General features: G+C 49.5%; 9 protein-coding genes. 2 read left to right on the top strand and 7 right to left on the bottom strand.

Annotation, left to right across the window (positions count from 1 at the left end):
* Nucleotides 1-148: 148 nt before the first annotated feature.
* Both ACH50O_RS00900 and ACH50O_RS00895 read right to left on the bottom strand, forming a co-directional pair.
* Nucleotides 149-886, bottom strand: a complete 738-nt coding sequence (locus ACH50O_RS00900; protein WP_446810189.1) for a PEP-CTERM/exosortase system-associated acyltransferase — start codon at nt 884-886, stop codon at nt 149-151.
* Between the two features lie 29 nt (nt 887-915).
* Complete coding sequence (locus ACH50O_RS00895) at nt 916-1,389, bottom strand: Crp/Fnr family transcriptional regulator (protein WP_446810188.1); 474 nt, start codon at nt 1,387-1,389, stop codon at nt 916-918.
* A 98-nt stretch (nt 1,390-1,487) separates the two neighbouring features.
* Between ACH50O_RS00895 and prsK the strand changes: the two genes are divergently transcribed.
* Together prsK and prsR are read left to right on the top strand one after the other, a co-directional pair.
* Nucleotides 1,488-3,587 carry an XrtA/PEP-CTERM system histidine kinase PrsK gene (gene prsK / locus ACH50O_RS00890; RefSeq protein ID WP_446810187.1) on the top strand — a complete coding sequence of 700 codons (2,100 nt, stop codon included), beginning with the start codon at nt 1,488-1,490 and terminating at the stop codon, nt 3,585-3,587.
* Complete coding sequence (gene prsR / locus ACH50O_RS00885; protein WP_446810186.1) at nt 3,574-4,950, top strand: PEP-CTERM-box response regulator transcription factor; 1,377 nt, start codon at nt 3,574-3,576, stop codon at nt 4,948-4,950. Before prsK ends, prsR begins: the two co-directional genes overlap by 14 nt.
* A gap of 23 nt (nt 4,951-4,973) precedes the next feature.
* Here prsR and ACH50O_RS00880 read toward each other — a convergent pair whose 3' ends face one another.
* The 5 genes from ACH50O_RS00880 to ACH50O_RS00860 form a co-directional block, all read right to left on the bottom strand.
* Nucleotides 4,974-5,747, bottom strand: a complete 774-nt coding sequence (locus ACH50O_RS00880; protein WP_446810185.1) for a PEP-CTERM/exosortase system-associated acyltransferase — start codon at nt 5,745-5,747, stop codon at nt 4,974-4,976.
* Between the two features lie 165 nt (nt 5,748-5,912).
* Entirely contained in the window at nt 5,913-9,224 is a 3,312-nt protein-coding gene (locus tag ACH50O_RS00875; RefSeq protein ID WP_446810184.1) for a transglutaminase family protein, read from the bottom strand.
* Nucleotides 9,221-10,474: a hypothetical protein gene (locus ACH50O_RS00870; protein ID WP_446810183.1), complete on the bottom strand. Its 1,254-nt coding sequence runs from the start codon at nt 10,472-10,474 to the stop codon at nt 9,221-9,223. The genes ACH50O_RS00875 and ACH50O_RS00870 overlap by 4 nt, the downstream gene beginning before the upstream one ends.
* A 154-nt stretch (nt 10,475-10,628) precedes the next feature.
* Nucleotides 10,629-11,573: an alpha-E domain-containing protein gene (locus tag ACH50O_RS00865; protein WP_446810182.1), complete on the bottom strand. Its 945-nt coding sequence runs from the start codon at nt 11,571-11,573 to the stop codon at nt 10,629-10,631.
* Nucleotides 11,567-13,000 (bottom strand): circularly permuted type 2 ATP-grasp protein, encoded by a 1,434-nt coding sequence (locus tag ACH50O_RS00860; RefSeq protein ID WP_446810181.1) that lies wholly within the window; start codon nt 12,998-13,000, stop codon nt 11,567-11,569. Before ACH50O_RS00860 ends, ACH50O_RS00865 begins: the two co-directional genes overlap by 7 nt.
* Nucleotides 13,001-13,060: the final 60 nt, after the last annotated feature.

The raw sequence follows: 13,060 nt of genomic DNA, 5'->3' as shown, positions 1-13,060 counted from the left end.
CTAGAAATCTCAACAATTTACATCGCTTTCAGACCGAGCGCCTTAAACGCAAACACTTATATTGTGTAAAATACAATATAAGCATTCGCCCAAGACAGCCCAAATCAAAGAAATATTTTTCAATCGCACGGTTAGATAGATAAATACCTTACCCTATATTTACTTTTATCCATTCATATAGCTCCCTTAGTTCAGGATGCATATTTTCTAAAACTGTCTGAGTAGTAATATAGTAAGGCGCTCGTATCCCATGATAATCAATATCTTTACCGACTCGTCGAAAATCAATACCTGACCTGTGCATCATTCTGGGCAAAAAAGGCTCCATCATGGCAAAAACATTGGTTCGGCCATCGATTTCAGTCAACACTGTAGCCGCAAAAAAACAAGCAACCGCTATCGATGAAAAAGTCCTTTGCTCCTGCGCTGAAAATTGCAAACCGTTAACCTCACCGAAACGTGTCAACGTCTCTCCAGTCCGCCTGCGAAACGCGCCGTCAACTGCCAGCCTTGATATCTCGCATATAGTGTCTCTTGACAGATTTAGACTATCGATAAATTGTCTATCAAGACTAACACCACAGTATTTTTCTAATGGTAACGGCTCGATTTCCCGAACGTCTACAGCAGGAACCAATCGCACACAACCAGCCGGAATGCCGGTTTTCAGGTGAGTAATCAAACAATGTCGAGAATAACGATCATATTCATCAATCTCAAGGCCATCAGAAAACCTCTCAACAGCTTCATATCTAAATTCTTCGCAATAAACTCTATATCTTATTTGAAAAACCTGTTCTTTTTGGATAGCGCTCTCTGCAAGTTCAACCTTAAAGTAGGAGCTAAAGCTTTCCGCCAAAGACAACTTAGGTGCGGCATCCATCATTTCCTCTCATACGACGAAATGTCATCTAGCTATAAATATTTGTCGATATCATGAGCCTTAATTCCCCAAGCTAAAAGATGCTCTATACGATCATTAGCCAACCCTAGACGATTGGACATTGCTTGGAACAGCGCCTTCAAAAATAAATAACCTTGGACAGGATGGTCATCCAAATAGACACTGAGCATATCGCTTCGCACTTCGAGTAACTGAACTTGCGTCAAAGCCACAACCGACGCTGTTCTCTCCTTCGACTCATATAAACAAACGTCGCCAAAAACTGCTCCAATCCCCAAATCGCATAAGCCCGGGCTTATGCGACGATTTCCATCCAATTCCGCACCACCCAATACCCTAACGACCCCCTCTTCGACGAGAAACAGAGTATTGCCCTGCTCGCCTTTTCGGATAATAGTCTCACCTGCATTTAGGCTATATCGTTTCCAACCCGAACCTTCGGAGAATTTTGCATTAGCTAGTACGTCACTAAATAATTCTTTCATGTCCGCCCGACTGTAGAAAGTAAAGGATCATCCTGCTGCATTTAAGGTCGCTATGTTATATAAAGCTATTTTTCAAATCTCTTGAACAACGACATAGAATGGAAAGCTACATATATTACAGCTACTTGAGCGCCGCAGTCGCTTATGGACTTTTACTCCTATACGCCTTATTAAAAGAACCTCGCCATCTGCCTTTCATCATAGCAGCTTTATGCTCTTTACTATGGTCGGCAAGCGTGACAATAGCAACAAAAAACAGTCATTTTTTCTTCGCAGACACCCTGCCGTACGAAACAGCCCGCAATGCTTCCTGGTTTTTTCAGCTTGGCGTGCTGCTGTCTAAGCAAAGGTATAACAATTACAAACAACTGTTCAGATCAAGTATCAGCATAATTGCCGCTCTGTTTTTAGCTCTGAATTTTACCATTGAGATATTTCCCAGCAGCCTAATTTTAATTAGAGAATCGTTAAACATAGACCCTCGCTTCGCATCCCATGTAGTATTCGCTGTATTTGGGCTTATTTTGGTTGAGCAGCTTTACCGAAGCACTCCTCTAAAACAGCGATGGAACCTGAAATTTCTATGCATAAGCCTCGGTGCCTTGTTTGCTGTAGACTTACTTGTTTACAGCAAATCCCTACTGTTTAGCCGACTAGATTTCTCTCTTTGGCAATCGCGTGGCGTTATCAATGCGCTAATGACGCCATTTTTAGCGGTCACACTAAGCCGACTTAAGCTTAGCAGTCATGGCACAGAACTGACAACACCTCGCAAAACTATTTTTTACACAACAATCCTGTTCGGTTGTGGCATCTATCTAATATTAATGTCTTTCGCCGGATTTTATATCAAGCAGGCAAATGCCGAATGGGGAGAATCAGCACAGACTTTATTTATTTTCCTATCTATTCTGGTGCTGGTTATCCCTTTTACCTCCGGCAAAATCAGAGCTCTCACCAAAGTTTATTTTAGTAAGCACTTTTTTCATTACAGTTACGATTATCGTGAGGAATGGCTCAAAATCAGTAAATCGTTGGCTAAATTAGAATCTTTGGAAGAGCTTAAGGGATTCATCATAACCACCCTGACCGAATTGGTTGAAAGCGCCGGCGGCGGATTATGGTTAAAAAACGATCAAGGCCATTTTTTTTTAGCCGCCGAGCAAAACCTCAAGCTTACCCCGCAAGAAATCGAATATCTGCACAACATTGGCGATCTACCGCAATACTTAGCAAACAAACAATGGGTAATCGATTTTTTCGAACTGGCTCACGCGCCCGAAGTATATGACGATATAGATTTATCACCCTGGTGTTACGAAGACAGTCAAGTTTGGCTAATTGTACCGCTATTTCACTTGAACAAACTCGAAGCTTTCGTGGTATTAACCCAGGCGAGGGCCCCCAGAAAACTCGATTGGGAAGACCACGATCTCCTGAAAACTGTCGGCATGCAGCTGGCCAACGCACTTGCGCTAAACAGAACCAGCGAGGAACTGGCCAACAACCGTCAATTTGAGACCTACCACCGTTTGTCGGCATATTTGGTACACGATTTGAAAAATCTGGTTGCCCAAATTTCCCTGATAGTGAGAAATGCCGAAAAACATAAACATAATCCGGATTTCTTCGACGACACAATCGACACGTTAAACAATGTCGTTAAGAAAATGCACCATATCGTCGAACAATTAAAACAAGGCGAAACCAGCACCGCCAACCCCAGCACTTTCGTCAATCTGGCCGATCTGGTGAAAAATATTAAACAACAACACCTCGGCACTCCCGCCATACAACTGAATACAACCCTTGCCGACTGCTTGGTCAGGGCGGACAAAATCAAACTGACCAATATCCTGACCAATTTGGTGCAAAACGCCCAAGACGCAATAGTTACAAACGATGGCTGGGTTAGGCTTGAATTAACAAAAAACCAAGACTATGCTGTCCTAAAGATCATCGATAACGGCATAGGCATGGATCAACAGTTCATATCGGAGCGTTTATTCAAGCCGTTTGACACCACAAAAGGCAATGCCGGTATGGGAATTGGCGCGTATGAGGCCCGAGACTATATTTTAAAGCAATCGGGAAGTATTCAAGTAGAGAGCCATCCCGGCCAAGGCACGGCTTTTATCATTCAATTACCGCTAGCTCAACGAGCTTCAGCGAAACAGAGAAATAATGACCAACTCTAAAATACTATTAATAGTCGAAGACGACCCTGGATTACAAAAACAGCTCAAATGGAGCTTTGAGCAATACGAAGTTGTTATAGCAAGCAACAGAAATGAAGCCATTACGGCACTGAGGCGCTATACCCCGAGCGTTGTTACCTTAGACCTTGGCCTCCCTCCCGACCCCTCCAACGCCAGCGAAGGACTTGCCACGCTCAAAGAGATCCTCGCGCTCGCACCGGCCACAAAAATCATAGTCGTAACCGGCAACGACGATCGGGCAAATGCTATTCACGCCGTGGCATTGGGGGCCTACGATTTTTATCAAAAACCGGTCGACCCCGATGTATTGGGCTTAATTATAGAAAGAGCATTTCAGCTTGACGCTCTGGAGCGTGACTATCAAGCACTGCAACAGCAAAAGCCTCTGACCGGTATCATTGCCACCAGTCCGCAAATGCAATCCGTAATGCGTATGATCGAAAAAATCGCGCCGACCCAAGCGACTGTATTGCTGATCGGCGAAAGCGGAACTGGCAAAGAACTGATGGCAAAAGCATTACATCGCTTAAGTTCTCGCGCCGAACAACCATTTGTTGCGGTAAATTGCGCCGCCATCCCGGAAACCCTGTTAGAAAGCGAATTATTCGGCTACGAGAAAGGCGCATTCACCGGCGCGGTCGCGCAAACCAAAGGCAAAATTGAATATGCTCAGGGCGGCACCTTTTTTCTGGACGAAATTGGCGACCTACCTTTTGCTTTGCAAGCCAAATTACTTCGATTCATCCAGGAACGGGTTATAGAGCGCCTGGGAGGCAGAAAAGAAATTCCGGTCGATGTGCGCATCATATGTGCGACGCACCGGCATCTGCCAGATCTTATCGCCCAGGGCAATTTCCGGGGCGACTTATATTACCGACTCAGCGAGATCGTCGTCGATATCCCTCCCCTACGCGAACGGGAAGGTGACATCATCACGATAGCCAATGCCTTACTCCAACGCTATTGCCGTGAAAATAATGCTAAGGAAAAACACTTTTCCCACGATGCAGCCCGCGCGCTTGAAGCGTACAACTGGCCGGGTAATATTCGCGAGATGGAAAATAAAATCAAACGCGCCGTAATCTTGTCTGACAGTAATTTCATTACCGCCGAAGAATTGGAGATTGGCACTGATAACGACAAGTCAATGCCGCTCAATCTAAAGACCGTGCGGGAAGCTGCAGAAACCATAGCCATCAAGCGCGCGTTGACTTATGCTGACAATAATGTATCCGAAGCGGCCAAATTATTAGGAGTGACTAGACCTACATTGTATGGCTTATTTGAAAAATACGGGCTGCAAGGCATGGTCCGCAACCATACCGAAGAACATTCGGATTAGCATAAAAACAATTTAACGGCTAATCAAACTCTCGAGACAAACGAAATGACGCCAATTTGCTTTAACTGGCGTCTTACCGTAGCGGTATAAAACTCGGTCTCCAAATCCGAATATAACCAATAGCCATTACGATAATCCTCACGCCATAAAGGATTCTCCAGGACTTGGTTCACACTCAAGTAATACGGCAGGCGCTGATTATGTCGGTGACGTGAGTCGCCTATTTGCTGAATGTCAAAACCTTCCTTATTAACAAAATAAGCCAACGCCGGGCTAGATAAAATATACCAGTGCTTAATGTCGTGCTCCGCGGAATAGAGCGCGGCCGCCCGATATAAGCCCCAAATGATGTTTCTATTCATATTGGCATGATCGTGAAGAAAACTGATTTTGCGGTTTTCTTCCGGCACATCCATCGGTGAACTTTTTAACGCAAAACGCCTTGCGGATTTAAGAACGCACAATCTGGAAATTTCAACGGAACTTTTATACCTAGCCTTTGAGAGCTTATCGTAAGTCGTACATCGTTCCTGAAAAGGAAAGCCGTGGGCGTTGTGCCTAACCAAGCGTAAGCAGCCAAGCCATTGGCCGTTGTATTTATGCCTAACTAAAAAATGAACAGCATCGCTATCCCACTCATCTGTTTCCAGTCGCTCCGGGAAATGTGCGTTAAGCTCCACACCCATTTCATCGCAATAAACTTGGTATCTGAGTTGATAGTGGATTTTCTTGCTTTCTGGCGTATCGGCTAAAAACACCTCAAAACAATTGTCGAAAAACTGCTTCTGTCGATTCAAGAGACACCATACCTTAATAAAGACATATCCCTAACAAGTTCAAATAGCTAAGCTATTTTCTCTTGCCCCCTTGAAAAGATGGTATAGCAAATCGAGTTATTTTCAAGCTAAATTGTAAAAAAAACCGACACCAAACAGCCGCTATCTAGCTATGAGTCGCTAAAGCTAGCCGGCATTCCAACGCAAATCCAACGTAAACGGATAATCTTTATTTAGCTCCTCGCTCGGCAAATCCAACACCGTATCGGTCGGCGTATGACCGTGCTGCCAAAAACGACTGACCCGCCGACCTTCGGCTTCGTATGCATTGACCGGTAGTGTGTCGTAATTCCGTCCCCCCGGATGTGCCACATGATAAGTACAACCGCCAATAGCCCGATTATTCCAGGTGTCAACCAGGTCGAACACCAGCGGCGCCTGCACACCTATACTCGGATGCAATGCAGACGGCGGGTTCCAGGCCCGATAACGAATACCGGCCACCATTTCCCCTTGCTTACCGGTAGCCCGTAACGGCACCCGACGACCGTTGCAGGTCAGCGCATAGCGCTCACCCATGGCGCCGCTAAGTGTGACCTGCAAGCGCTCCACCGAGGAATCGACATACCGGGCCGTCCCGCTACTGGTAATTTCCTCACCGAGTACATGCCAAGGCTCTATCGCCTGGTACAAATCCAACTGCAAATCGTCAACCCGCAAACTGCCGATCCGAGGAAACCGAAACTCCAAAAACGGCGCAAACCATTCCGCCTTAAACTCGTAACCGGCTGCTTGCAGGTCTCGCGCCACATCGTAAATATCGCTAGCGATAAAATGCGGCAGCATGAAGCGGTCGTGCAATTGCGTCCCCCAGCGTACCAACGGCTTTTTGTAAGGCTCGCGCCAAAACCAAGCCACCAGGGTCCGGAGCAACAACATTTGCATCAGACTCATCCGCGCATGCGGCGGCATTTCAAAAGCTCGCAATTCCAACAAACCCAAGCGTCCGGCATCGGTACCCGGCGCATAGAGTTTATCGATACAAAACTCGCTACGATGAGTATTGCCGGTCATGTCCACCAGTAAATTCCGCAACAATCTATCCACCAGCCACGGCGCGGTTACTTCACCGTCCGGCATCTGTTGAAAAGCGATTTCCAGCTCATATAAACTGTCGTTGCGCGCCTCGTCGACTCTTGGCGCCTGACTGGTAGGTCCGATAAATAACCCCGAAAACAAATACGACAAGGCGGGATGATGTTGCCAATACGTTACTAGGCTGCGTAACAGATCAGGGCGCCGTAGAATCGGACTATCGGCAGGCGTAATACCGCCCAAAGTCACGTGATTACCGCCGCCGGTGCCAGTGTGCCGGCCGTCCAGCATGAATTTTTCAGTTCCCAACCGAGTCAACCGCGCCAGCTCATACAGCGTGGTGGTGTTATGCACCAATTCCTGCCAGCTTGCCGCCGGATGAATGTTTACCTCTATTACGCCCGGGTCCGGCGTCACCGGCAAACGCGTTAAACGTAAATCGTGCGGTGGCTGATAGCCCTCGATCACCACCGGCATCTTTAACGCGGCCGCCGTGGCTTCAACAGATGCAATGATGTCCAGATAATGTTCCAGTTCATTGGTAGGCGGCACGAACACATAAAGCCGACCTTCGCGTACTTGTACTGACAAGGCCGTATGCGGTATCCATTCCGGATCGTGCGGAGTTTCGTCGTCGGCCACCTCCATTTCGGTGGGATGCAACTCCTGCTTAGCCATTTGGCTGTAACGGCGGCTGACTTCCGAGTCGATGTCCCCCAACGGCTCAACGACCTCGTAAAGGCTGCGCTCGTGGGCATGATCGCGGTCTTCGAACGGCACCCAAGGCAAGCTGTTCAGCGGCAAGCGTAAACCCATTGCAGAGTCGCCTGGCACCAGAAACATTTCGCCACGACGAAATTCCCAAGCACTGCTGCTCCAAGCTCCGGCTTGATAGCTCCAATGCAAGGGTAAAACATATCCGACGGGCGCCCCGAGATCGGCACTGAGCAATTTGGCCAAGCGCTGCCGCTCCAGGTCGTCTTTTAAATCGACTTTTGCCGGATCCAAGTTTTTGGGGACCAAGCCTTCCTGCAGCAAATAGTAAAGCGGATCTTCGTAGCCGGGCAGAATGAACTCACCTTTTAAGCCCAAGCGCTTCACAAGATCGCGGATAAACGCTTCGGCCTGCTCGCGACCGAATCCGTAATCGCGGCTTTCGTCCGCCAACAAGGCCTGATTCTTCCAAATCGGCTTACCGTCCTTGCGCCAAAAACACGCCAATTGCCAACGCGGCAATGGCTCGCCGGGATACCATTTGCCCTGACCGAAATACAACAAGCCGCCGGGTGCAAAACTGTCGCGTAGCCGCCTGACTAGTTTGCCGGCCAGCTTGCGTTTCTCCTCGCCATCGGCAGCGGTATTCCATTCCGGCGCATCCATATTGTCGATGGATACAAACGTCGGCTCACCACCCATCGTCAAACGCACGTCGCCGGCTACCAGTTCGGCATCGACTTTCTCGCCTAGCTGCTCGATCTCGGTCCACTGCCTGTCGGAATAGGGCTTGGTGACGCGCGGGTCTTCATGAATACGGCTGACGCGATTCGAAAAGCTGAATGAGGTTTCGGCTTTGCCAATAAACCCGCCGCTAACCGGTGCCGCACTGACGTAATCGGCGGTACAGGCCAATGGAATATGCCCTTCCCCGGCAAACAAGCCGGAAGTCGGGTCTAGGCCAACCCAACCCGCCCCCGGAATATAGACTTCGGTCCAGGCATGCAAATCCGTAAAATCGTGATCGGTACCCGATGGCCCGTCCAACGATTTCACATCCGCCACCAGTTGCACCAGATAACCGGACACAAAACGCGCAGCCAATCCCATATGGCGCAACACCTGCACCAGCAACCAGCCGGAATCCCGACAGGAACCTAACTTCTTTTCCAGAGTTTCTTCGCAGCTTTGCACGCCCGGTTCCATCCGGATTGCATAATTGACGGCCTGATTCACCGCTTGATTGATGTCCACCAAAAAATCGACGATACCTTGCTTATCCCGCTTCAAATCGGCTAGAAAGTCTTGCAACAAAGGGCCTTGCTCACGAATTTCCAAGTACGGCGCCAACTCCTTGGCCAATTGCTCCGGATAAGCAAACGGATAATGCTCGGCATACTCTTCCAGAAAAAAATCGAAAGGATTGATCACCGTCATGTCGGCGATCAGGTCCACTTCTATCGAGAATTCGGTGGTTTTTTCCGGAAACACTAACCTAGCCAAATAATTGCCAAACGGGTCCTGCTGCCAGTTGATAAAATGTTTGTCGGGTTTGATGGTCAGCGAATAAGCGCTGACCGCCGTCCGCGAGTGAGAAGCCGGCCGCAGACGCAACACGTGCGGCGCCAACTGAACCGGATGATCGTAGTGATAACTGGTTTTGTGGTTGATCGCGACTCTGATACTCATGCTGACACCGGATTGGCTGCTTCGCTTTCGGCTTGCAATAGCCGCAGATTTTCCTCTACGCCCGCAGCATGCGTTAATTCCGCAACATTTTGCTTGGTAAAAAAGCCGTCGAAATTACCGAAACGCTGCACGTATTCGACGATCAACGAAGAATGTTCGGACGCGCTGGAAAATATCTGTTTCAGTCCTTCCTCGCGGGAACCGATCACATCCAGCAGAAAGTCCTTCCCTCTGGCCCGGATCGCCTGCACCACATAATCGATATTGGCCTGACCGTCGATCTCGCCGTCCGCCACTTCCAGCGCCACATGGTGTAAACGCGGTCCGTAATTGCGCACAAAACTCTCTGTCGGCGACGGCAGGCCCACCAGATGATTAACGAAATAAGGGTGATTGGCGGCGGTAAACACTTTGGCCGGACTGATCCGCTCCTCGGGGTAATGAATACTTTTGGTGACATTGGTGGACGAATTCTGATTGGCAATATCGTAAGACCCCCAATAGTAGTAACTGGATAGCGTCAGATATTCCAAAATTGCCACTTCCCGATTCTGGCTATAAACCCGGGTGGCCAAATGATCGATAGGCCGAATCAGCTTATCCAGCCCCAATTCTTCCTGAATTTCCTTGGCTTGCAGATAACCGCGATTCACCTCGTCGAGAATCACGCTATTACCCAGCGCATAGACCCGAATATCCTCGGGCGGGCGTTCCCAATAAGCGACGATGTTATGGGTATACGGCGACGGCTTAACGATAGCCATATTGCCCGGCAATTCCAGTTTGCGAATCTGGTCTTGATTGAAGAACCGTATCTCGCGGGCTTTTTGCTGCTCGACCACTTCGTGGAGATTGCTGACTCGAAAAATTTCGCCCATGTACCGCGAATTGGGCTTGTGCGCACCAATCGGATACACCTCATTCAAGCTGCGGAAGATGTCGCCCCGACCGGGAATACGCACTTCCCGCACCAACAGGTCGGGTGAATTCATATCGATCCGCAGTACGTGGGTCCAATGGCTTTCCGATTCCAACGTCACCAGATAATGGTAAGGCGTCATCAAGGCTAATTCGCTGACATAGGCAGCGGAGCAACCCGGCTCGACCGTCAACATTAACGCGTCGATTTCGCGGATCATTTCAGTCAGTCCGGTACGATCCCGGTTTTCCAATAACTTGACTAAAAACTCGTCGAACCAGGGCGAATTTGCCTTATCGCCCTGCTTGGGGTGGATCAGTGAATTTATCATCCGTTTACCTCTAACACTATTTATCCGTTACCGGGCGAATCGCCGCAAAAATTTCAGAAGCAACAATAAACGACGGCAGAGTGAACGACACAATAGTCGCGTCGTTCAAAGACAACCGTCGGCCTATCTACTATATCCGACGCCTCTCAAGCTGTTATTCCGGCCCGTTTAGAAAGGCGCGCTGAATTTCGGCGCCGAGCGCATTGTTGCGCAGAATGAAATCCTGCAAAAATTCATGTAAACCGATATTAAAAATGTCCGCCATCCGACCGTAGTGCAGCCTAGCATGATTTTCACCTGCCAGACGCAGACATTCTCGACCGCGCAGGCGGCATAGTTGTTCCAAAATCGGTGCCAATTCATCGTAGCAGGCATGCAAGGAACGCGGCATGTCGTCGCGCAACACCAGTAATTCCGCTACTTTCCAGGGTTCGATGGTGTCTCGAAATACTTTTTGATAGGCTTCAAAAGCCGACACCGAACGCAACAAGGAACTCCATTCGTAATAATCGACCTGGCCTCCCGGTGCTTCCACTGTCGGCAACAACAATTGATATTTGGCGTCCAATAAACGAGCCGTGTTGTCGGCGCGCTCGACAAAGCTGCCCAAACGCACGAACTTATAACTATCGTCGCGCAACATGGTGCCGAAGGTAACACCGCGAAACAGATGAGAACGCGATTTAACCCAATCGCAAAACTCGCTGATATCGGCTTCGTGCAAACCGTGCCGAATCCGTTGCCGCAATTCCAACCATAAAGCATTAACCGTTTCCCACATTTCCGACGACATGGCAACCCTAACCGCTCTGGCGTTCTCTCGTGCCGAACCGAGCGCACTGACGATACTGGACGGATTGCGCTCGTCCAACGCCATGAAACGAATGACATTTACTGCCGTATAGCCGGAATAGTTTTTCTCGAAGGCTTCCACATCGTCGGCAATCTGCACCGGCGGTTTCCACCTCGCCGCTTCGTCGTAGGCACTATTGGCTACCAGCGACATCCGATAGGTCACGTCCAGCACCCGGGCCATGTTCTCGGCACGCTCGATATAACGCGCCATCCAATACAGATGATCGGCGGTACGGCTCAGCATAGTTTGTCTCCGTTCAGTACCCAAGTATCCTTAGTGCCGCCGCCCTGGGAAGAATTGACCACCAAGGAACCCTCGCGCATCGCCACCCGGCACAAGCCTCCGGGCACTAAGGTCACGGTTTTGCCGGACAACACAAAAGGCCGCAGATCGACATGCCGCGGCGCCACGCCTTGCTCTACTAGAGTCGGACAGGTGGACAAAGCCAAGGTAGGCTGAGCGATATAATTGTCCGGATCGGCCAGAATCAGTGCGCGAAAATCCTCAATCTGCTGCTTGGAAGCGGTCGGCCCCACCAACATCCCGTAGCCGCCGGAACCCTGTACTTCCTTGACCACCAGCTCAGCAAGATGCTCAAGCACATAGCTGCGGTCGTCCGGATTTTCCAGCTTATAGGTAGGCACGTTGGACAAAATCGGCTCCTCGCCCAAATAAAAACGCACCATATCGGGGACATAGGTATACGTTGACTTATCGTCCGCCACGCCGGTACCGATCGCATTAGCCAAGGTCACGCCACCGTTACGGTATACCGATACCAGACCCGGCACTCCCAACATTGAGTCTTCGCGAAACGCTAACGGATCTAGAAAATCGTCGTCGATGCGCCGATAAATCACATCTATACGCTTAGGCCCTTCGGTGGTGCGCATGAATACCGCATTGTCCTTGCAGAATAAATCCTGACCTTCGACCAGTTCGATACCCATTTGCTGCGCCAGAAACGCGTGCTCGAAGTACGCGCTGTTATAGGCGCCGGGGGTCAGCAACACCACGGTCGGATCGTAAACCCCGGGTTGCGCCACCGCGCGTAAATTGTTCAGCAACACCTGCGGATAATGCTCCACAGGCGCTACCGCATAACGGCGGAACAACTCCGGAAACAAGCGCATCATCATCTTCCGGTCTTCCAGCATGTAGGAGACGCCGGACGGTGTACGCAGATTGTCTTCCAGCACGTAAAACTCGTTCTCGGCGGTACGCACGATGTCAACGCCCGCAATATGGGCGTAAATCCCGCCCGGCACGTCGACACCCTGCATTTCCGGCCGATACATCTCGTTCGTCAGAATACTGGCGGGCACGATCCCGGCTTTGATGATTTCCTGATCGTGATACAGATCGTTCAGAAAGGCATTCAAAGCGGTCACCCGCTGAATCACACCGGCCGACAGCTGCCGCCATTCCGTGGCAGCCAGAATGCGCGGCACCACATCGAACGGGATCAAGCGTTCGGCGCCGGCTTCATCGCCGTAAACGTTGAAAGTGATTCCCACCCGGCGAAACAACATTTCCGCCTCGCGAGACTTTTGCATCAACTGGGCGTGATCGGTACCGTTCAGCCACTCTTCGAATGGTTGGTAAAGGCGCCGCACACTACCCGTTGACGTACGCATTTCATCGAAAAAAGTATTTATGTTCATAACCATCCTTCAGCAATCCACATGCCAATCTCATTAACCCCTATTTATCAAAAAGTTAAATCGCTA

This window comes from Methylomonas sp. 2BW1-5-20 (assembly GCF_052474515.1).
This window is presented reverse-complemented; position numbering and strand designations above follow the sequence as displayed.

What these genes read in the sequence shown, in the direction of transcription:
- ACH50O_RS00900 (WP_446810189.1), bottom strand. Translation starts at nt 886, where the DNA reads ATGATGGATGCCGCACCTAAGTTGTCTTTGGCGGAAAGCTTTAGCTCC.
- ACH50O_RS00895 (WP_446810188.1), bottom strand. Translation starts at nt 1,389, where the DNA reads ATGAAAGAATTATTTAGTGACGTACTAGCTAATGCAAAATTCTCCGAA.
- prsK (WP_446810187.1), top strand. Translation starts at nt 1,488, where the DNA reads ATGGAAAGCTACATATATTACAGCTACTTGAGCGCCGCAGTCGCTTAT.
- prsR (WP_446810186.1), top strand. Translation starts at nt 3,574, where the DNA reads ATGACCAACTCTAAAATACTATTAATAGTCGAAGACGACCCTGGATTA.
- ACH50O_RS00875 (WP_446810184.1), bottom strand. Translation starts at nt 9,224, where the DNA reads ATGAGTATCAGAGTCGCGATCAACCACAAAACCAGTTATCACTACGAT.
- ACH50O_RS00870 (WP_446810183.1), bottom strand. Translation starts at nt 10,474, where the DNA reads ATGATAAATTCACTGATCCACCCCAAGCAGGGCGATAAGGCAAATTCG.
- ACH50O_RS00865 (WP_446810182.1), bottom strand. Translation starts at nt 11,573, where the DNA reads ATGCTGAGCCGTACCGCCGATCATCTGTATTGGATGGCGCGTTATATC.
- ACH50O_RS00860 (WP_446810181.1), bottom strand. Translation starts at nt 13,000, where the DNA reads ATGGTTATGAACATAAATACTTTTTTCGATGAAATGCGTACGTCAACG.